At 64.6% G+C, this 20,474-nt stretch carries 15 protein-coding genes and 1 pseudogene; 8 read left to right on the top strand and 8 right to left on the bottom strand.

The genetic code is table 11. The features are described from left to right. Positions 1 to 15: 15 nt before the first annotated feature. Complete coding sequence (locus tag AC1DW3_RS11535) at positions 16 to 3,756, bottom strand: glycosyl hydrolase family 8 (protein ID WP_477931448.1); 3,741 nt, start codon at positions 3,754 to 3,756, stop codon at positions 16 to 18. Between the two features lie 166 nt (positions 3,757 to 3,922). Here AC1DW3_RS11535 and AC1DW3_RS11530 point away from each other — a divergent pair, with 166 nt between their 5' ends. Beyond that, complete coding sequence (locus tag AC1DW3_RS11530) at positions 3,923 to 5,530, top strand: glycoside hydrolase family 43 protein (RefSeq protein ID WP_477931447.1); 1,608 nt, start codon at positions 3,923 to 3,925, stop codon at positions 5,528 to 5,530. Next, positions 5,527 to 6,537: an aldose epimerase family protein gene (locus tag AC1DW3_RS11525; protein ID WP_477931446.1), complete on the top strand. Its 1,011-nt coding sequence runs from the start codon at positions 5,527 to 5,529 to the stop codon at positions 6,535 to 6,537. The genes AC1DW3_RS11530 and AC1DW3_RS11525 overlap by 4 nt, the downstream gene beginning before the upstream one ends. Before the next feature lie 363 nt (positions 6,538 to 6,900). Here the strand turns inward: AC1DW3_RS11525 and AC1DW3_RS11520 are convergent, their stop codons facing one another. Next, entirely contained in the window at positions 6,901 to 8,055 is a 1,155-nt protein-coding gene (locus AC1DW3_RS11520) for a YbdK family carboxylate-amine ligase (RefSeq protein WP_477931445.1), read from the bottom strand. 2 nt (positions 8,056 to 8,057) lie between these two features. After that, positions 8,058 to 8,849, bottom strand: coding sequence for an SDR family NAD(P)-dependent oxidoreductase (locus tag AC1DW3_RS11515; RefSeq protein WP_477931444.1), 792 nt, complete (start codon positions 8,847 to 8,849; stop codon positions 8,058 to 8,060). Positions 8,850 to 9,094: 245 nt separating this feature from the next. Between AC1DW3_RS11515 and AC1DW3_RS11510 the strand changes: the two genes are divergently transcribed. The 5 genes and pseudogenes from AC1DW3_RS11510 to AC1DW3_RS11490 all read left to right on the top strand — a co-directional run bounded on the left by AC1DW3_RS11510 (position 9,095) and on the right by AC1DW3_RS11490 (position 14,369). Beyond that, positions 9,095 to 9,424 carry a hypothetical protein gene (locus AC1DW3_RS11510; protein WP_477931443.1) on the top strand — a complete coding sequence of 110 codons (330 nt, stop codon included), beginning with the start codon at positions 9,095 to 9,097 and terminating at the stop codon, positions 9,422 to 9,424. A gap of 26 nt (positions 9,425 to 9,450) precedes the next feature. Beyond that, positions 9,451 to 9,978 carry a hypothetical protein gene (locus AC1DW3_RS11505; RefSeq protein WP_477931442.1) on the top strand — a complete coding sequence of 176 codons (528 nt, stop codon included), beginning with the start codon at positions 9,451 to 9,453 and terminating at the stop codon, positions 9,976 to 9,978. 495 nt (positions 9,979 to 10,473) lie between these two features. Beyond that, complete coding sequence (locus tag AC1DW3_RS11500) at positions 10,474 to 11,568, top strand: ATP-binding protein (protein WP_477931441.1); 1,095 nt, start codon at positions 10,474 to 10,476, stop codon at positions 11,566 to 11,568. A gap of 760 nt (positions 11,569 to 12,328) precedes the next feature. Beyond that, a pseudogene (locus tag AC1DW3_RS11495) lies at positions 12,329 to 13,139 on the top strand (PAS domain-containing protein); the annotation flags it as partial. 51 nt (positions 13,140 to 13,190) lie between these two features. After that, the gene (locus tag AC1DW3_RS11490; protein WP_477931456.1) at positions 13,191 to 14,369 is read left to right on the top strand and encodes a hybrid sensor histidine kinase/response regulator; all 1,179 of its coding nucleotides are present in this window, start codon (positions 13,191 to 13,193) and stop codon (positions 14,367 to 14,369) included. 129 nt (positions 14,370 to 14,498) lie between these two features. Here AC1DW3_RS11490 and AC1DW3_RS11485 read toward each other — a convergent pair whose 3' ends face one another. Continuing rightward, on the bottom strand, positions 14,499 to 15,674 hold the full coding sequence (locus AC1DW3_RS11485; RefSeq protein WP_477931440.1) for a zinc-dependent alcohol dehydrogenase: 1,176 nt from the start codon (positions 15,672 to 15,674) through the stop codon (positions 14,499 to 14,501). Positions 15,675 to 15,860: 186 nt separating this feature from the next. Between AC1DW3_RS11485 and AC1DW3_RS11480 the strand changes: the two genes are divergently transcribed. Beyond that, entirely contained in the window at positions 15,861 to 16,436 is a 576-nt protein-coding gene (locus tag AC1DW3_RS11480; RefSeq protein ID WP_477931439.1) for a cysteine hydrolase family protein, read from the top strand. Positions 16,437 to 16,635: 199 nt separating this feature from the next. Here the strand turns inward: AC1DW3_RS11480 and AC1DW3_RS11475 are convergent, their stop codons facing one another. The 4 genes from AC1DW3_RS11475 to ku form a co-directional block, all read right to left on the bottom strand. Then, positions 16,636 to 17,202, bottom strand: a complete 567-nt coding sequence (locus tag AC1DW3_RS11475) for a DNA-3-methyladenine glycosylase (protein WP_477931438.1) — start codon at positions 17,200 to 17,202, stop codon at positions 16,636 to 16,638. 273 nt (positions 17,203 to 17,475) lie between these two features. Further along, positions 17,476 to 17,763 carry an SET domain-containing protein gene (locus AC1DW3_RS11470; RefSeq protein ID WP_477931437.1) on the bottom strand — a complete coding sequence of 96 codons (288 nt, stop codon included), beginning with the start codon at positions 17,761 to 17,763 and terminating at the stop codon, positions 17,476 to 17,478. A gap of 373 nt (positions 17,764 to 18,136) precedes the next feature. Beyond that, the gene (locus tag AC1DW3_RS11465; protein ID WP_477931436.1) at positions 18,137 to 19,387 is read right to left on the bottom strand and encodes a ferritin-like domain-containing protein; all 1,251 of its coding nucleotides are present in this window, start codon (positions 19,385 to 19,387) and stop codon (positions 18,137 to 18,139) included. A gap of 60 nt (positions 19,388 to 19,447) precedes the next feature. Then, positions 19,448 to 20,473, bottom strand: a complete 1,026-nt coding sequence (ku, locus tag AC1DW3_RS11460; RefSeq protein WP_477931435.1) for a non-homologous end joining protein Ku — start codon at positions 20,471 to 20,473, stop codon at positions 19,448 to 19,450. Between the last annotated feature and the right edge of the window lies 1 nt (position 20,474).

Raw genomic sequence — 20,474 nt, 5'->3', positions numbered from 1 at the left:
CGACGGCCGCCGTCCTCACCAGGCCCGGAACCGCCCCGTCACATGCAGCATGGCCATGAACTGCAGCAGGCCGTCGTAGTAGCGCCATTGGCCACCGGGCGCCTCCAGCGCCCACAGGTCGTTGACGAAGCGCTCGGCCAGCGACTTGTCGACGAGCAGGGACGCGACGGCATTGCTGGCCATCAGGCCCGTGGACGCTTCGGGGTTCAGCGGCTTGCCGTCCAGCGTGTAGAGATGGGGATAGGGCTTGCCGCCCTGACCCTGTGACGCGAAGAAGCCCAGCAGCCGGCGGCTCAGGCCCGCAGCTTCCGGGTTCTTGTCCCACCAGGCCTGGTCGACGCTCCAGTTCACCGCCGTGCGGAAGGCGTCATAGCGGAAGTCCTCGTGACCCTCGTGCTTGTGCGGGCGGCCATCGAACTCGGCGTAGTCGGGCGTGAGGCCGGTCTTGGGATGGGCCGCGACGGAGAAATAGGCGCGGCTGATGTCGGCGATCTCGGCCCAGCGCTTGCGGTCCTCGGGCTTAGCGGCGCGGCGGGCCCAGATCTCGTAGAAGGCCGGCAGGTGATAGGACGGATCGCTGAAGTCGGCCGCCTCGCCAATCGGCACGAAGACGACCTGGCCGCGGTCGGGCGAAAACATGGACCGCACGCCGGCCACGACACCGCCGTTCAGGGCCTCCTTGTGCAGCATGGTACTGAGCAGGGCCTGGGCCTGGGCGTTGTAGTCGTAGAGGCCCTGGCCATTGCCCCAGCGGCTGGCAGCCATCAGCAGCGCGGTCGCGAAGTACTCCTCGCCGTCGGAGGCCGGCACGGCGTCCTTGTCGCAGCCCTTGGGCTGGCATTGCCAGCGGAAATAGCCGGCGCGCGGGCCCGAGCGGTAGCGCATATGCGTCGCGGCCCAGTTCCACAGCGCGTCGAACTCGGCCTTGCGGCCCATCTGCACGGCAATCATCATCCCGTAGGACATGCCCTCGCTGCGCACATCGGCGTTGTTGACGTCCAGCACATAGGCGGCCGGGCCGTCGGGCGTTGCGGCGGCGGGGTAGACGACGCGGTGCTCGGCATCACCTTCGAACAGCGACTTCCAATAGCCGGCCAACTTGGCGTCGATGTCGGCCTCGCTGACGTTCGGGCGGATCTCGCGCAGCAGGTTGCGGTAGTTGCCGGTGATGGCCGCACCGCGCGGCGGGACGGCGACCGAGGCCAACGGTGCCAGCGCCAGCTTGTGCAGCACCGCGTTGTCATCCAGGCGCCAGACCTTGATGACATGGCGGCCGGGCTGCAGGCTGGTGAAGCGCGCGCTGAGAACAAAACTGTTGTCCTTGACGGCCCGGGCCCAGTCCTTCTCCTGGCGGCTCAGCTCGGCACCCGGCGTGGGCACCAGGTCGAGCTTGAGTTCCTGAGGCGCCAGGTCGTCGATGGCCACGGCCAGGCGGATGCCGCCGGCGTTGCGCGTGTCCAGCGTCGGCACCATGTGCAGGCTCAGCAGCATGTCGCCGCTGTAGGTGGTGTCGACGTCGTATTCCAGCCGCACGCCATCGCCCAGCGTCGTCGCCGCGCGGCCTTGCGGCAGCGTCGTCACGGCGCCCAGGCTTTGGCCGAGGTTGGGAATGAACGTCCAGGTCAGGCCCTGGCCATTGACGGCACGGCTGAAGCGCGGCGCTTCGATCGTGATCGCGTTCGAGGCTGCGGCCGTGGCACGTTCCAGCTGGCGCTGCACCTCGGTCGCATCGGCGCTACCTGCCACACGCTTCACGGCCGGCATGACGTTCTTGTCCGGCTGCTGCCAGCTCGTGTAGCCGATATGGGTCTGCAGCATCATGCCGGCCCATTTGCCGCCGGCAATGGCGTGGTACTGGTCGGCAATCGCCTGGTCCCGCGCGAAGGCGGCCTCGGCGCGGTCGGCGAAGACATTGGCCCGCGCATCGCCGGCGGCGGCCAGCTTGCGGTTCCAGGCCGTCGCATAGTGCAGGCGGTAGAGGTTGGCCATCGCCAGCACCGGGTGCTCGACGAGCTGGAAGTAGGCGTCGAGCTGGTCGGCCCGCAGCCCGGCCTTGATGCTGGCGACTCGCGCCTCCAAAGCGGTCCACTCGGCGACGCGCCGCCCAAAGTCGCCGCCGTCCAGCGTGTCGGCCGAAGCGCCGCCAAGCGGGAAGCTGCCCGCATCGATCAGCTCGGGCTTGCGCCGCGCCGCGTACTGGCTGTAGCGCGTGACCAGCTCGCCGATCTCGGCCGCGTTGGCCGCGCCGAAAGTCTGCGCCGCCCAGTCTTTCGGGTAGGTGGCCAACGCCGCCGGCGTCATGGCCTTGGGCGACCAGGCCATGTCGAGGAAGAAGCTGATCGGAAACTCCATCGGCTTGATGTCGCCGACGTTGACGATCCACAGCGCATCGGCGCCGCGCTCGTGCGCCAGGTTCATCTGCTGCCAGGTCTTCTCGATCTGGTTGGTGTTGAGCCACTTGTAGTTGCGCGGCCCACCGACGTAGTCGAAGTGGTAGTAGACGCCGTAGCCACCGCGGCGCTGCAGGTCCTGCGTCGGCAGGCGGCGCACCTGGCCCCAGTTGTCGTCGCAGAACAGCAGCAGCACGTCGTCGGGCACCTGCATGCCCTTGTCGTAGTAGTCCTGCACCTCCTTGTAGAGGGCCCACATCTGCGGCGTCCTGTCGGCGGGCTGGCGCGTCACGTCGGCCAGGATCTGGCGCTGGTCCTTGACGATGCCTTCGAGCAGGCCGATGGCCGTGCCCTCGCTCATGGCTTCGTCGCCGTCGCCACGCATGCCGACGGTGACGAGGCTGTCGAAGGCCTTGCCATCGGGCCGGCCCATCATGCGCTGGGCGCCCCCGCGCCAGAACTCGCGCAGCTTGTCGGGGTTCTTGGCGTAGTCCCAGCGGCCGCCCTTGAAGCGCCCCCACTCGTCGTGGGCCCGCATCATGGGTTCGTGATGGGAGGTGCCCATGACGACACCCATCTCGTCGGCCAGGGCCAAGTTCTTCGGGTCGTCGGCACCGAAAGCACGCGGCTGCCACATCGCCGGCCACAGGTAGTTGCCGCGCAGGCGCAGGATCAACTCGAACACGTGTTCGTAGAAGGCCGCGTTGGCGCCACCGAACTTGGCCTGCGCCCAGGTGCTGAGCGCCGGCGCCTCGTCGTTGATGAAGATGCCGCGGTACTTGACGCCCGGCCGATCGCTGCGCGTACCGGCGGCGAGATAGACATTGGCCTGCTTCTGCACCGGCACATCGGCCCACCAGGCCCAGGGGCTGACGCCGATGCGGGCAGACAGGTCATAGGTGCCAAAGACGGCGCCGCGCCGGTCCGCGCCGGCAATCACGAGGGCGCGTGCAACGCCTGGCCAGGGCTGTTCGACGACGACCTGGCGGTAAGCCTCCCACTGGCCCTTGAGGTCGTCGAGCAGCAGCCTGCGGCGGGCCACGAGGTCATCGAGCACGGCGCTGCGACCCAGCTCGGCGATGACGACGACCTCGCCGCGCGCATCGCCAATGCGGTTCAGCAGCGCCGCCGGCTGGCCCGACACACGCCCCAGGTCGGCCGCGAAATTGCGGCTGGCGTGCTTGAGCGCCGGGTCCGCTCCGGCGTCCACGTAGACGGCCGCCGGCTGGCCGGCCTTCACCAGGGCCAGGCCACGGCCGGGGTCGCGGGAGCAGGTGGAGACAGGCGCCTCGCAGGCGCTCGCAGGCGTGGCGCCGAATGCCGTGACCACCACCGCGGCCAGCCAGGCCATGCATAGCGAGTTCATGTCCGAATGTCTCCGGGTCGGGCGCGCAAGGGCGCCTTTCCTGTCATTTGAATGGTTACGCAATCAGGAAGGTTTGCCCTGAGTGCGAATTACTTTGTTTTGATTTATGGTAGCGCAATCTTTTTGCTTGGATGCAGGGGTTGACCCGCTCCTCAGTGCTGCGCCCATGATCCGCAATCCCGTGCTGCCCGGCTTCAACCCGGACCCTTCGTTCTGCCGCGTCGGCGACGACTTCTACATCGCGACCTCCACCTTCGAGTGGTACCCGGGCGTGCAGATCCACCATTCGCGCGACCTCGTCAACTGGACGCTGGCGTGCCGCCCGCTGAACCGCAAGAGCCAGCTCGACCTGCGCGGCAACCCCGACTCGTGTGGCGTGTGGGCGCCCTGCCTGTCGTACGCCGATGGCCAGTTCTGGCTGGTCTATACCGACGTCAAGCGCTTCGAAGGCAACTTCAAGGATGCGCACAACTACATCGTCACGGCACCCCGCATCGAGGGGCCGTGGAGCGACCCGGTGTATGTGAACTCTTCGGGCTTCGACCCTTCGCTGTTCCACGACGACGATGGCCGCAAGTACTTCGTCAACATGCTCTGGAACCACCGCACCGGCTCCATCGGGGGCCAGCCCAAGGCGCCGGCCTTCGACGGCATCCTGCTGCAGGAATGGAATGCCGCCAGCGGCAAGCTCGTCGGCCCCGTCACCAATATCTACAAGGGCACCGCCCTCGGCCTCGTCGAGGGGCCGCATCTCTTCAAGCGCAAGGGCTGGTACTACCTCGTCACGGCCGAAGGCGGCACCGGCTACAGCCACGCGGTGACGATGGCGCGCTCGCGCCATCTGCTCGGGCCCTACGAGACGCATCCCAATCAACATGTCGTCAGCAGCAAGGACGCGCCCGAGGCGTCGCTGCAGCGCGCCGGCCATGGCCAGGTCGTCGAACTGCTTGACGGCAGCACCTATCTCGCCCACCTCTGCGGCCGGCCTCTGGCTGGCACGCGGCGCTCGCCGCGCGGCCGCGAGACGGCCATCCAGAAATGCGTGTGGGGCGATGACGACTGGCTCTATCTCGAACACGGCGGCATGGTGCCGGCAGTCGATGTGCCGGCGCCGGTCGCCGACGTCGAGCCCGCGCCACGGCAGGCCATCCGACGCAGCTTTGTCGACTGCCCGACGCTGCCGCCTGAATTCCAGTGGCTGCGCACACCCGAGCCGGAGCGCCTGTTCCGGCTCACCGGCGGCGCGTTGCGGCTGACCGGCCGCGAGTCGGTCGGCAGCTGGTTCGAGCAGAGCCTGGTAGCGCGCCGCCAGGAGGATGCGAGCTTTCGCGCCGAGACCGTGGTGGCCAGCTTCGCGCCCGATACCTATCAGCAGGCGGCGGGCTTGACCCACTACTACAACCGCCACAAATTCCATGCCCTGGTCGTGACCTGGCAGGACGGTGTCGGTCGCGTGCTCAGCCTGCTGTCCTGCCCTGGCGATTGGCCCGACAACCGGCTGCAGTTCCCGCTGACCGAGGCCGTGCCGCTGCCCGCCATCGGCCCGGTGCGACTGGCCGCCGACATCGACGGCGCGGCTCTGCAGTTCCATGCCGACTGGGGCCTGGGCTGGCAGAAGGTCGGCCCGGTGCTGGACGCCAGCGTCATCTCCGACGAAGGCGGCCGCGGCGAGCATGGCAGCTTCACGGGCGCCTTTGTCGGCATGCTGGCCTTCGACACCAGCGGCGGCGCTCGCACGGCCGACTTCGAACGCTTCGACTACCTGCCGAAATGAAGGCCGAAGTCTTCCGACTCGGCACGGCCGACGGCCTGCAGATAGCAGTCAGCAACTACGGCGCGCGCTGGCTGTCCTGTCTGGTGCCCATGCCGGACGGCAGCGTGCGCGAGGCCATCCTGGGCCACGCGACGCTGGCGGATCACGCGCGCGAGCCGGGCTTCTTCGGCGCCGTAGTCGGTCGCTATGCCAACCGCATCGGTGGCTCGACTTTCACGATCGATGGACGCACACACCGCCTGGTGCCGAACGAAGGCGCCAACCAGCTGCACGGCGGCCCCGAGGGCTTCGACCGCCGCAGCTGGACCGTCGTCGACCAGGGCCCCCTGCATCTGCGACTGGCCCTGCATTCACCGGACGGCGACCAGGGCTATCCGGGTGCGGCCGGCGTCGACGTCGAGTACCGCGTCGACCCGGTGCACCAAGCCGTCACGCTGCGCTTCGGCGCCTGCACCACGGCGCCATGCCCGGTCAACCTGACCAGCCATCCCTACTTCAACCTCGACGGCGGCACGGCTCCGGTGCTCGACCACCGCCTGCATGTCGCCGCCGCGCAGATGCTGCCGGTGAGGGCCGACATGATCCCGACCGGTGAGGTCGCCGCGGTGGACGGCACGCCGTTCGACCTGCGCCAGCCACGCCGCATCGGCGACGGCCTGGGCCAGGGCGAGCAGCAGCGATTCGGCAGCGGCTATGACCACTGCTTCGTGCTCCACGACGCCGCCGCGCGCGGCGAGTTGGCTGCGGCCGGGCTGACGTCGACCGACGGACGCCTGGCCATGCGACTCTTCACCGACTACCCCGGCCTGCAGGTCTGCAGCGGCAACTTCGTGCAGAACTCGCGCGGCCGCGATGGCCAGCCGTTTGAGCGCCACGCCGGCATCGCGCTGGAACCGCAGTTTTTCCCGGATGCGCCCAACCATCCGGTCTGGCGCGAGCAGGGTTGCATCGTGCGTCCTGGGCAACCGCTGTCCCGGTGGATCCGGGTGGAGTTCCAGGTCGGGTGAGAGCGGGGTCCGCCGGGAAGCGCGGGGCAGTGAGGTGGCGGGCCGGGTCGGAGGCTTCGGCTGGCTTTTCTGGGCTGCTGCTTTGCAGCGATTGCCGCCCCTCGGTTTGCTGAGCGGGCTGTCAGCAAAGTGCCCATAGCGGACATCGGTCGAACTACGGGGCCAGGCTGGTTTGCGACGTTCGCAGGCCGATGCTTGAGCCGCAGGAACCACGAAGACCGGTCATTGGGCGCCGCTAGCCCGGACCGGCGGCTTCACCTCTGTAACCGGCAGATCGAACGAAGGAACGCCGGCCTGGCCAAGCGTCTGTTCGCGCTGCCCGACGTTAACCAGCCTCAACGAACCGTCCGATGCGTTCCACGCCTAGCGCGCGTCCAAAAGCATGTCGCACAGGTTCGCGGAATACGCAGCCAATGTCTCACCACTTGGAGACGACCCCTTAGGCAAGCGGCCGGACGGAGAAAGGTCCTGCCACAGCTTGCGCATGCGTGTGTGGTCCTCTTCGTCGGGTATGCCAGCAGCCAGCCCTTCGAGCGCCTGCGTATCCCCCGCGGTGGGCTGGTAGCGCGCGATCTGTTCGCAGAGCGCCAGCGCCCAGTCGCGCGCGATCAACCACCGCCCGCTGACCGGATCGAACAGCCTTGCCTGCAGACCATCGCGGCAAGCTAGAAAGCGGCTGACCTTGCTTTCTGTGACGTGCTGGCCGGGCCTCGGCAGGTCGAGCTTGCCGCCCAGCACGAGGCCGGCGAGTGCGCGCGTCCAAGCAGCCAAGTTGACTGCCTTGGTCACGCTCAGAGGGGTATCGAACACCCGCACTTCCACAGTCCCGAATTCGGGCTTGGGCCGAACGTCCCAGTAGATGTCCTTGAGTGCGTCGGCGATGCCGGTGTCGAAGAACTCCTGCACGACCGACTCGAAATGTGGCCAATCCACCAGGTGCGGCATGGGGCCGCCATGGGGATAGACCAGCGTCTCAAGAGGGCGGCAGGCGGCATAGCCCGAGTCGCCGTGCTGAAGGAATGGCGACGAGGCTGCCATTGCGATGAACAGCGGTGCGTGGGCTTGGAAAACGTTCGCCACTCGCAATGCGCTCTCGGGATCCGGCATACCAACGTGCACGTGCATTCCGTAAGTCGAGAAGCGCTTGGGCAGGAAGCCAAACCGGTCGTCCAGCTTGTAGGCCCGCTCCGACGGGGTCAGTACACGCTCGTTCCAGAACTGCGCGACATGGGTGCCGCCTCCGCACACCGCCATGCCCTGTGACCACGCGACATCCTGGAGCTGTTTCACACGGTCAAACACCTCCTGGCGCATGGACTCCGCGTCCTTGTGAATGGACGAATTCAATTCGATCGTCGCCTGGGTCGCTTCCAAGGCGAACTGCGCGCCGTACGGGCTGGCTTGCAATTCCTGCCATATCGGCATGCTGGATGGCGACAACTGCCCGGTGGCAGGCTCGATCACCTCAAGCTCCAGTTCGAGCCCGAACGTCAGACTTTCTGATGCAGCGAAATCCATTTTCAGGACTGGCCCGACCCGGGCTCTGCCATCTTGCGATGCTGGGCCGCGAGGACTTCGGCCGGCATCACGTTGGCCAGGATCGCTTGAAGCTTGTTCTTCCATCCGGCGACAACGTCGCTTTCGCCGTCCAGCATCGCTTCGTAGCCGGCCTTGGCGACGTCGGCCGGATCGGCCTTCTTGTCGGTGCCGACCTTGGTGTCCGTCATGTCGGCGCGTTCGAAGAAGTGCGTGTCCGTCGGCCCGGGCATGAGGCAAGTGACGGTCACGCCGGTGTCCTTGAGCTCGTCGCGCAGCGCGTAACAGAAGGAGTCGATGAACGCCTTGGTGGCGTTGTAGACCGCCTGGAACGAGCCGGGCATCAACCCAGCGATGGAGCCCGTCACGAGGATGCGCCCTTGCCCCCGGTCTCGCATGCCGCGCGCCACTTGCTGGATCAGATCCACTGTGCCGGTGATGTTGGTGTTGATGACGTGACGGATGTCGTTGAAATCTTGGTCCAGCACGCCGCGGCCCAGGCCGTGGCCGGCATTGGCCATCAGTACGGCGACCGGGCGGGCGCCAACTGCTGCTAGAAGGTGTTCCACACCGTCTGCGGTAGCCAAGTCGACCTGCAATGCTTCGACATGTCCGCCGTGGGTGCGCATATGCGCGGCGACTTCCTCCAACGGTCCCTGGTCCGCGGCGAGGAATAGGTCGTAGCCGTCCTTTGCCAGCAGGTGGGCGAGTTCGCGACCGATACCAGACGAGGCGCCCGTGACGATGGCAATGGGGCGATGGGGAACGGTGGTCATGCTGCAAATCCTTGAGTGTGGGTGCACCAGGACTGACGTTGCATCGTTCGGGCGCCTCGCAGGTGTAGGACTCGACCGCCGTTACAGCCCTATCACTAGGGGCAGGTTCTTCTATCTGCCAGGAGGTTCCTGCCCGCTGGCTCTTCGGGCGCCAGCCGACTCCTACATCTGAACATCGCTGCAGCCCACGACCATCGGCCCACGCCAGCACGAAAGTGCAGCTCTCTTTCAACCGGAGGCTAACCTTGAAAACCACCGCACGTATTGCCGCTTCCCTGGCACTTGCCGCCGCCTCGTACGCGGCGGTCGCGCAGACCACGGCCACGCCATCAGTAGCCGCGTCGCAGCCCAATGCCGTTGGCGTGACGCCGGAAACCGCGAAGGCCGCCAACGACAAGGCGATCCAACGTTCCGACGTGGCTACCGTCGTTCAGACCGGCCCCACAGCAGCGGATCGGGTGCGCCAGGCTGGCCACAAGGTCAAGACCACCACGGCTCGAACCACCAACGCCGACGGGACGACGGTGGCGGCCGCTGATGGCACCACGCTCGCTCCTCGTCCCGACCGCCACTGATCCACCCTCAACCTTCTGGAGTTCCCATGACAACCACTGAAAGCAATCGCCTGGTCACTGGCCTGTTCCCCGACCGCACGAGCGCCGAAGCTGCGTACAACGCCACCAGCGCTCGCGGCTACGGCAATGAAGACGTCGACGTTGTGATGTCCGACGAGACCCGCAGTCGACACTTCGTGCCCGCCGGCACCGAGACGGAGCTCGGCAACAAGGCCGCCGAAGGCGCTGGCATCGGTGGCGCCATCGGCGGCACGCTGGGTGCCATCGCCGCCGCCGTCGCGGCCATCGGCACCAGCATTGCCATTCCGGGCCTTGGCCTGGTGGTCGCGGGCCCGCTTGCCGCAGCCATCGCCGGCGCAGGTGCAGGTGCCGCCAGTGGCGGCCTGGTCGGCGCCCTGGTCGGTTGGAACATGCCGGAAGAGCGCGTCAAGCACTATGAAGAAGGCATCAAGAACGGTGGCATCCTCGTCGGCGTCCGCGCCAAGAGCGATGAGGATGCCGAGCACTTCGAGCGGGAGTGGAAGGGTGTGAACGGCCAGCACGTCTATCGCTGACCGACCACGCTTTTAAACGGGGGCGGCCTGGCCGCCTCTTTCCGTTTCCGGGCTGCTGGCCCTGAGGAGCCGCCATGGATCTGATGTTCGATGCCGTGCAATGGYCGGCGATGGTGGTGACCATCTGGGCGGCTTGGTTCGTGGGCTCCTCTGGCGAACGCAAGCGCGGAACCGGGTTTTGGTTGTTCCTCGTCAGCAATGTACTGTGGGTCCTCTGGGGCTTGCACGCGCACGCCTACGCGCCGATCTTCCTGCAGATGTGCTTGGCAGCGATGAACATTCGAGGCGCGTCGCGGCCAGGTAGCGTCAGGCTTGCCGACCTCCCGGATTGCTCGGGCTCGGCCTGCACACAAGTGCCATCAAATCCCCAGTCAACGAAACCAGACCACAGCCCACAATGCGAACTCGGTGAAGTGTCGCTAGGCCTGTCACGCAGCGGTGTCGGCCCGAAGCGTATGCTCAATCATGCGCTTAGCCGAGTTCATCGAGTCGAACATGGAGGCAATCCTCTCCGAGTGGGAGCTTTTTGCCAGAACCTTGTTGCCGGCGGCTGGCGGGTTGGACATGGGTGCGCTGCGAGACCACGCGGAGCAAATCCTTCAAACTGTCGCGCGTGATCTAGGAACTAGCCAAAGTCTGCGTGAGCAGTCCGCCAAGTCGCGTGGAGAAGCTGTTCGCCCGGCGCAGGACCCGGAGACGGCAGCAGAAACCCATGGGCTGCTGCGCGCCAGCGGTGGATTTACCTTGAAGCAGCTGGTGGCTGAATACCGTGCCCTTCGCGCCACCGTGCTGCGGCTGTGGGCGGATGCGCACGTGCCGGGATCTCACACCGTCGATGACATGACCCGGTTCAACGAGGCGATTGATCAAGCCGTTGCGGAGTCCGTCGATTTTTTCGCTCATGAGACGGAGCGTTGGCGCAGCGTATTCCTCGGGGTCCTTGGCCATGACCTCCGTGGCCCCCTGAATGCCATCCTGCTGACTTCCCAGCTGCTTTCCAAGCTCAACGACGGATCTCCGGGCGACAAACTCACAGCCCGCTTGATCAACGGTGGTGAGCGGATGAAGCGGTTGCTCGACGATTTGCTGGACTACAGCCGCGCCTCGCTTGATCTTGGAATTCCGATTTCACCAATCGGCACCGATCTGGCACAGGTTTGTGAAGAAGAGATCGAACTCCAACGCGCGATCTGGCCGGCGCATGCGATTGACCTGACAAAGGTGGGCCCAACCCACGGGGTATGGGATGCGGCTCGACTGAAACAGGTCATCGGCAACCTCATATCCAATGCAGCGAAATACGGAGATCAAGGAGCGCCGATCGCGATCCGCCTCGTGGGAAGCGACGGTGAGGTGGTGCTTTCCGTTGAAAACATCGGCCCAACAATCTCGCCCGCGAGAGTGGAAGTGTTGTTTCAGCCTTTGCAGCGGGACTCCCACGGCGATGTCGAGAGTGAGCGGACGAGTCTGGGCCTTGGCTTGTTCATCGTGCGCCATATCGTCAAGGCGCACGGCGGCACGGTGACGCTGACGTCGGTCAATAGACGAACAGCGTTGACGATTGCGCTGCCTCGAAACCTGCCACCATGAATGGCTGGCAGCTTGAGCTACCTGCAGCGAAGCGGCGTTTGGCTGCTGCTGGGCGTCTGGATGTCTGGCCAGTGCCGCTCCTTTGCGCCCAATAGCCTCACCTCGAGAACGTCTCGCTCGGTAGCGGCGAGACGCTGGGCGTGCACGGCTGTAGGCCAGCCTAGTTCATTGCTGTCGAGGCTCGTCACCATCGCAGCTGCCTCGACGGCACGAGTTGCCGCACGGCGAAAGTTTTGGGTGTCGATGGCGAAGCGCGCCGCGCTTGTTGCGTCATCAAAGGCTAGCTGTTCCGTAGGCCAGGACTTTGACAGGCCTACCCAAGCTGGAGACTGATCCTCACCCAGCAGAAGGTATTGCCCGAAGTAGGGCCCAGCACCGGTGGCGCGCCTCACAAATTTCTGCGCGTCATGAGTGAATATCACACCAGCCATAGGGCTCTCCTGATGCACCCGCCTTGGTCTCGCCGCCTCAGTCGTGCGCTGTCATGCAGCCGTGCATGTTCTTGCTGCTGCCACGATCGGTCGGTGCGGTAACGCACTCACGGCGCCAGCGACCGGCGGAATGGCCCGGAATCACCGTCTGGTATGGCATAGGGGACAGCACGGGCGCCCGGGGTGCGCTCAGATTCGCGCCATTGTCTGACACAGGATATTGGCTCGTGAACCTAGCCTTGCCCTTGCCGGCAATCATGTCTGCCAGATGACCAGTTCAATGCTGCGGTCGAGGTTGTCGGCGCTTTTTGAGGAAATGCCTGGTGCCCATTGCAGATAGACAGCCGAGCGAAGATCAGCATGACGGGTCGCGCGAGCGTGAAGACCGATTCCGACTGCTCGTCGAGGGTATTCAGGCCTACGCGATTTTCATGCTCGACCCCACGGGCCACGTTGTGACCTGGAACGCGGGAGCGGAACGGCTGAAGGGCTATCGCGCCGAAGAGATCATCGACAAGCACGTTTTCAACGTTCTACCCGCCGGAAGCGCTGGCCAGGAAGCTTCCCGAGCATGAGCTGGAGGTCGCAACCAGCTCAGGCTCGTTCGAGGATGAAGGCTGGCGCTTGCGCAAGGACGGATCACGGTTCTGGGCCAATGTCGTCATCACGGCCATGAGGGAAGCGAATGGTCAACTCGTCGGGTTCTCCAAAGTGACGCGGGACCTGACGCAACGTCGTGTTCACGAAGAGGAGCTGAGACGTAGCGAGGAACGCTTCCGATTGCTTGTTGAGGGCGTGTCGGACTACGCCGTTTTCATGCTGAATCCGAGCGGCCACGTCGCGACATGGAACGTCGGTGCAGAACGCATCAAAGGCTATTCCGCCAACCAAATCATCGGTCAACACTTCTCGAAGTTCTATCCGGCCGAGGTTCGCGAGGCGGGCTGGCCGGAGCACGAGTTGATGATGGCCACTGCAGAGGGCAGCTTTATCGACGAAGGCTGGCGCGTGCGCAGTGACGGCACGCAGTTCTGGGCCAACGTGACCATCACGGCTCTTCGAGATGATGCAGGCCGCTTGATAGGCTTCGCCAAGCTCACTCGCGACCTCACGGAACGAAAGCGGGCGGAGGCTGTCGAGCTGGCCAGTCAAGAGCGCGACGAGATCCTGGAAGCCGAGCGCAGCGCTCGCATGACTGCGCAGCATGCGGTCCGGATCAAGGACGAGTTCTTGGCGACGCTGTCGCATGAGTTGCGCACACCGTTGAGCGCCATCCTGGGTTGGACCCAGGTGCTCCTGCGGCAGGGGGCGCCAATGTCACCGCAGCAAGTGCATCGAGCCCATGAAGTCATCGACCGCAACGCTCGCGCGCAGGCGCAGTTGATCGACGACCTGCTGGATCTGAGCCGCATCGTCAGCGGCAAGGTAAGGCTAGAAGTCCAACAGGTCCAGATCGCGGACGTCGTTCAAGCCGCCGTCGATTCCGCCCGGCCTACTGCGGAAACGAAGGGCATCAAGCTGCGGGCCATGCTTGAGCCGATGCAATCGCTGATAAGTGCCGACCCTTCACGGCTGCAACAGGTCGTGTGGAACCTGCTCACGAATGCCATCAAGTTCACGCCTAAGGGCGGCCAGGTGCAGGTGCTACTGCAGCGCGTGAACTCGCACGTTGAGTTGAGCGTTAGCGACACCGGCATCGGTATTCCGCCGAGCTATCTGCCTCATGTGTTCGAACGTTTCTCGCAACGGGAGGCCTCAACGACACGGAGCTACGGCGGACTGGGCTTGGGCCTGGCGATCTGCAAACAATTGGTCGAGTTGCACGGCGGGACGATCCGGGCGGCCAGTCAAGGCGAGAACCTGGGCGCTACGTTCTTTGTCGACCTCCCGCTGTCAATCATTCAAATAGACCAAGAACAAGAGAAGCGCACTCATCCCACAGCGCCAGTTCACCCGGAGCCCTTGAACTTGCCAAGGCTGGATGGCGTTCACATCTTCATCGTTGACGACGAACCCGATGCTCGAGAGCTGATGCGCCGGGTGCTCGAGGACCAAGGCGCCCAGGTGACAGACTTCACCAGTGCCGAAGACCTCCTGGTCGCGCTCGAGAGCACGAAGCCTTCCCTCATCGTGAGCGACATAGGCATGCCGAAGATGGATGGATTCCAATTCATGCGAGCGCTGCGAGCCGCGGAGCTGAGCAATCAGCGCATTCCGGCTCTTGCGTTGACCGCCTTCGCGCGCGCCGAGGATCGCAAGCGGTCGCTACTGGCTGGGTATCAGGCCCACTTGGCAAAGCCTTTCGACGTCGCAGAGTTTCTTCTGGTTGTCGCCGATCTCGTTAGCGCGGCGCGCAGTGCACCTCGCTGACTGGGTTCATCCGATCTGATACCTGCGGGGCGGTGCGGTCGAGTGGCACATGCCGGGCGGCGGAGGGTGATTGTCTGCTCTATGCCGGCGACTGATCTACTCTGGTGGAGAGATCGAAGCTACGCTCGCTCAGACAGTGCCTGGTCGCAGGATCACCTTGCGGCAGTCCTCCAGCTTGTCGTTGAAGATCTCATAGCCGCGGGCGGCGTCCTGTAAAGGCATGCTGTGCGTGACGATGACTTCCGGCTGCAGGGCTCCTGCGGAGATCCGCTCCAGCAGCTCCGGCATGAAGCGTTGGGCATGCGTCTGGCCACTCTTGAACGTTAGGCCCTTCTCGAAGGCGTCGCCGAACAGGAAGCCATGGATGAAGCCGGCATAAACGCCCGGCACGCTGACAATGCCGCCGCGGCGCGTGGCCGCAATGGCCTGGCGCAAGGCCGCGCCGCTGGAGCCTTCAAGCCGCATCGTCGTCAGCACGGTCTCGGTGGTGCTGCCCTTGGCCTCGAAGCCCACCGCATCGATGGACGCGTCCACGCCATGGTGTCCGGTGGCATCGATGATGTAGGCGGCTGGATCATCGATCTCGTCGAAGTTGATCGGCACCACACCGTACGTCGCCACCGCGAAGTCCAGACGGTACTGGTGGTGATCGATCATGAAGATCTGCTCCGCACCCAGCATGCGGCAGCAGGCGGCGGCCATCAGTCCTACTGGACCGGCGCCGAAGATTGCAACCTTCGACCCGGGACCTACCTCGGCGTTCACTGCCGCTTGGTAGCCCGTAGGCAGAATGTCCGACAGGAACAGCACCTGTTCGTCGCGCAGCGTTGAGTCGGGAATGAGCAAGGGACCAACATTGGCCTTGGGAACCCGCACAAACTCCGCCTGCCCGCCCGGGTAGCCGCCGTACAGGTGGCTGTACCCAAACAGGCCTGCGCCGGGACGGATGTCTTTCTTGTTCAAGATGGCGCCACGGCCGGGGTTGGTCGTCTCGCACGCAGCAAAGAGCTTGCGGCTGCAAAACATGCAGTCGCCGCATGAAATCGTGAACGGGACGACCACCCGATCGCCCTTGCGGAGCTGCGTCACGCCCGGCCCGACATCCTCGACGATGCCCATGAACTCGTGGCCGAGGATGTCCCCGGTCTTCATGTCGGGGATCTTGCCTCGGAATATGTGCAGGTCCGAGCCGCAGATGGCCGTCGCTGTGATGCGCAAAATGATGTCGTCGTCGGCATAGCGCACCGGGTCGGGAACGGTCTCGACGCGAACATCCTTGGAGCCGTGGTAGGTCAGTGCTTTCATGTGGGGTTCTCGGTGGTGAGCGCCGCGGAGGGCTTTCGAATGTTGAAGATCGATGTGGACGTAAAGGGCAAGCGCCATGCCGCTCTCAGCGAAGCACCACCTACGGTCGCCCTGGTTTTCGTTGTTCGCGGGCGTTGAGGAAGTTTGCGCAACAGACGGCGGCCTGCCGATTGCCAGGACGCGCCCATGAGCAAGATCAGGACTGACGCGTTGCAGCCGAGCAGAACCGTGCTGTTGCTGGTGGACTTCATAAACCCGCTCACCTTTGATGGCGGGGAGGCTTTGGCCCCGTCGGCACTTGAGGCCGCAAAGAAGGCCAGCAAGCTGCGTCGTCGACTAGGCGCCGAGGGCGTCCGCACCATCTATGCCAACGACAACTACGGGCAATGGACGTCTGACTTCCAAGCGCTCTGGCGGCACTGCCTGGCCGCACCAGGCAACGCTGGAAAGATTGCGAAACTCATGACGCCCAGGCGCGATGACTTCGCGCTGCTTAAACCGCGCCATTCAGCCTTCTACGCCACGCCGCTGGATCTGCTGCTGGGGCAGCTCCGCTGCAAGCGCCTCATCGTCACGGGTATCGCCGCCGACAGCTGCGTGTTCTTCAGCGCCATGGACGCCTATCTGCGCGGCTACTCGGTGTGGGTGCCCATCGACTGCGTGGCCGCCGAATCCACCGACGCGCGGGACAAGGCGCTTGAACAGATGGCGCGTGTGCTCAAGGCCGACATCAGGCCTTCAGAGGTTGCTCGAACGAGGTAGTTCCCGCGCCAGCGTGTATCGAGCCGCGTGCTAAGACTGGGGTGGTGTGCGGCTTCGTGGCCGAAGGCTCCACCGCCTCATCTTCGGCTGGTGTACTACTCGACCCAGTTGTTTCCCGTCGCCTGCGAGATTCACTTGGGTGTACGGCCAGCGTATCGGGTCACGCCATCAGACGTCGCAGCAAGAACGGCGGTACCGGTCAGCTGAATCGCTTGCTGAGGAAGGAAGAGTTGGCCATGCCGAACCGCCACGGCAGATGCCCGGCTTTCGAGATGCCGATGCGCACCCCGACAACCAACTCGATGTCGCTCCTCGGAGCCAGCAACCGAAACGGCGGCTCATCGAACGCCAAGGCGTTGAACGAGCGGTCGATTGCCAGCGCCTGGCCGACGCGCCCCGGACCGGATGCCAGCAGCTCCACGCGATCCACCCCGCGGCGTTCGCGCATCACGTCCAACCCCTGGGTGGGCTCAAGCGCGCGGATGAGCACCGCTGCAACGTGATGGGCCTCCCGGCACACGACATTGAGGCACCAGTGCAGGCCGTAGCTGAGATAGACGTATGCGCGGCCAGGCGGGCCGAACATGGGGGCATTGCGTGGCGTCGGACCTCTGTAGCTGTGTGACGCCTCATCGTCCATGTCGTAGGCCTCAGTCTCGACAATGACGCCGCCGATGCCATCCACGAGCAGCGTCCAGCCGACGAGCTGGCGCGCCACGGATTCCGGGCTCTGCGCGAAGTTCACGAAGGTGCGTGCAGGCTTCATAGCTTGGGCTGAGGGTGGTCACCACGCGACGCCAGGCCATTGGCCGACAGGCCGCTTATGCGCGGGTCGCGATCACGATTCTGGAGAGTGACCTTCCTCAGGGCTCACCATCGTCTGACGACACGTCGTTGCTCCGCAACGGCAGGGGTAGGCCATGGGTTGATCTGTCACGTCGACTATCAGCGAGTAGTCGAGAAAGAGTTCTGCCGCTATCGAAATAGGCCGGAGCGTCTTGATGCGCACGCCCAAGCGTCCACCGGGCAGGCGGTATTCTTACGCGTGACAGTTGGGCTCGCAGGAATGGTTGATGAAGCGAGTCGCGTTGCCGCCTTCCGCCCCGTCGATGTACCCGCCCTCCGATAGGGCGAACAGATAGGTCAGTCCGTCACCGCAACACACGGTTTCATCGCTACCGATCAGCCGGCCAGCGTAGTCGCCGACGAGCTGCCCCCGCTTCAACTCCGACTTCGAAAAAGCTCCCATGCCGTGGACGCCGCTGGGCCGGATATCTATTGCATCGAGGTCCAGCGAGCTTGGGTTGGTATTGCGAGCTTTTCTCATGGCAGAGCTGCAAGTATTTTTTGAGCCCCGATGCCAGAACCTTGTCCGAAGCTAGGCCGGCCGAGCGGGCGTGCTAGCGCACGCTTGCGATGCGTTTAATCAGGGCAACCGGCTCACGGATGCTTGGCTCCGCGGCCACTGTCAGCCCTTCTTGCCCGGTCCTGGCGTGCCTCCCTTGGCGCCTCCTGTTATTCCCGTCGCGGTTTCAGACTTCTCGGCGGGCTTTGCCTTTTTGTCGTCCTTTGCAGGACGCTGCCCACCGACGTCCGCCTTCGAATGCTGCTGCCCGGATTTGGCCATGTGAGGTTCTCCAACGCGGCGAAGCTGCCGCAGCCAGCTCTGGCAAAGGATGTACCCGTTGTCCCGATCGCACTCACGACCCGGCCGCCGCTGACAACTTCTTCGCCATGCGGCGGAGGGCTTGGTCCAAGTGGTTCTTCCGCCCCTCAGCGATGGGAAGGGCGCTGACCTGAACGCAGATCTCACTGGTTCGCTCCACGAGGTGATGGAGTGCGCAGTCGAGGTTTGCAGGGCCTTCCGAGTGCCTGTACATAGTGAAGCTAGGGCCGGCCATCAGGCCTGGCTCGTCACCCGCCACCTGCTCGGTCAGCGGGTCCGCCAACTCCCCAAGCAGGTGCATGCACGAGAGCATGTGCTCGACCAGAGCTTCGGCGGCGGTGGCGTTGGACCCGCTCGCGTACAGCGCGGTCAGAGTGCGGAGCATCATCCAGTACACGGCATTGAACGCGTCCAGGCAGGCCAAGGCGTGCTCTGCTTTGACCGGCGTTCGCTCAGTGTCCTGGGGCGGCCGCATGACCGGGTTCGCGCCGACATTGCGTGACGGCTCGAAAGCCGGCCTCGCGCTTTGCAGGCGATCGAGTTCCTCCAACATGTCGGTGAACCGCGCAAAGTGCGAGTCCTCTGCGTGGTCGCTCCCTCCCTCGCCCTGCTCGACGATGCGGTCTATTGCAAGCAAGGCGTCGTCAAGCGTTCTGACGACAAGCAAGTCTTCCGATTCGATCAGCGCGCCTTCGAGTTGATACACGTCGGACACAAACGCGCCGTCGCCCTGCTGAGCCGCGAACGATTCAAGTGAGCGGCGCAGCACGCTGTAGAACTCGCCGATGGTCTCGTACTCCGGCGCCATCGGAATCAGCTTGGCACGCACTCCGCCCCGCTCGACCGCCGCGTCTGCGCTTGCGGAGAATCCGTCGGAATCGTGGCAGTCCGCGCTGTCCGGACGCTCAAGGAATACAAAATGCTTCAGCGTCTCGACGCTGAAGGGCGTCAGCGCCACCACGATCGAGGCCGGGTGGTAGCCAGGTGCGGCGGGCAGGTTGGGTCGGTTGAAGTGCGGCGCGGCACCCAGCGACGCGGTGAGGTTGGCGACCTGGGTGAGGTGGACCATCTCTTCGACGCATACGCTCAAGAGCAGCTTGCGCCACCGCTGGACCGCGGCATGCTCTGCTTCAGACAGCCCCTCGTCCAGCCGCCGCTTCAGACTGAAGTAGGCGAATAGATAGCTGCAGAGCAGGTTGTGTTCGAGCTCGCTTGCTTCCGCGAGCAGATGCAGAAGCCGCTCCCGCGTAGCGGTTGGAAGTGTTTTCAGGTTTGGTACCGGCATACCTTGGAGAGCTCTTCCTGGTGTTCGCTGACGACGACGTATCTGCGTTCTCAAAGCCGGCTAGGCAGACTTCTTGACCTTGGTGGCAGCGGGCGTGTCGGCCGTACTGCGGCCGGCGGACGTTTTCTTGGAGTGGGCTGCATGCTTGTCAGAATTTCGGCCCTTGTTGGCGCCAAGGCTTTGACGCAGCAATTCGCTGAGATCCACCACGTTCGACCCACTGATGTCCGGCGCTTCTTCAAACGGCGTGACCGCCTCCTTATCGCCAGCCTTGGCCTTCTTGTCGATAAGCGCTCTTACTGCGCTGGTGAAATCGTCCTTGAACTCCTCTGGGTTCCACGCCGACGTCATCTCGGCGATCAGTTGCTGCGCCATCTTGAGCTCGGCCGGCTTCAGGCTGTTGGCCTCCGCTCCTTCCTTGGGCAGCTCCAGCGCGTCTGGTGAACGGATCTCCTCAGCCCAGCGCAGCGTCCCCAACATCAACGCCGGACCGGCGGGGATCAGCGCGGCTAGATGTTCCTTGTTGTGCAGCACGAAGCGCGCGATGCCGATTACGCCGGCCTTGCTCAGCGACTCGCGCAGCAGCGCGTAGACACGGTCTGCCTTGCCCTCAGGAGCCAGGTAGTACGGCTTCTCGGTGTAGACGAAGGACACGTCAGTCGCCTTGACAAAGGTCTCAATGGCGATGGTCTGCGTCCGCTTGGGATAGGCAGCCTTGATCTCGTCATCGGACAGCACGACGTATTCATCGCCTTCGAGCTTCACGCCCTTGACGATGTTCTCCTTGTCGATTTCCTTGCCGGTGCGCTTGTTGATCCGCTTGTAGCCGACGGGATCCATCGTCCTCTTGTCGAGCCAGTCGAAGTCGACCTCCTGCTCATCGGTCGCCGTGTGCAGCGATACAGGCACATGGACGAGCCCGAACGAGATCGCCCCCTTCCAGATGGAGCGAGAGCTGGTCTTGCGTTTGTCTGCGGCCGTCGTCGTTTCAGGCTCGCTCTTGGCGGCGCTTTTGGCGGCGCGCTTGGCCGTTGGCTTGGCGCCAGGCTTGCTGCTGGATTTCGTTGCGGATCTGGCGGTGGCCATG

Source organism: Roseateles sp. P2_H4 (assembly GCF_056403315.1).
Note: the sequence above shows the minus strand (reverse complement) of the source record. Positions and strands in the feature narration are given on the sequence as shown.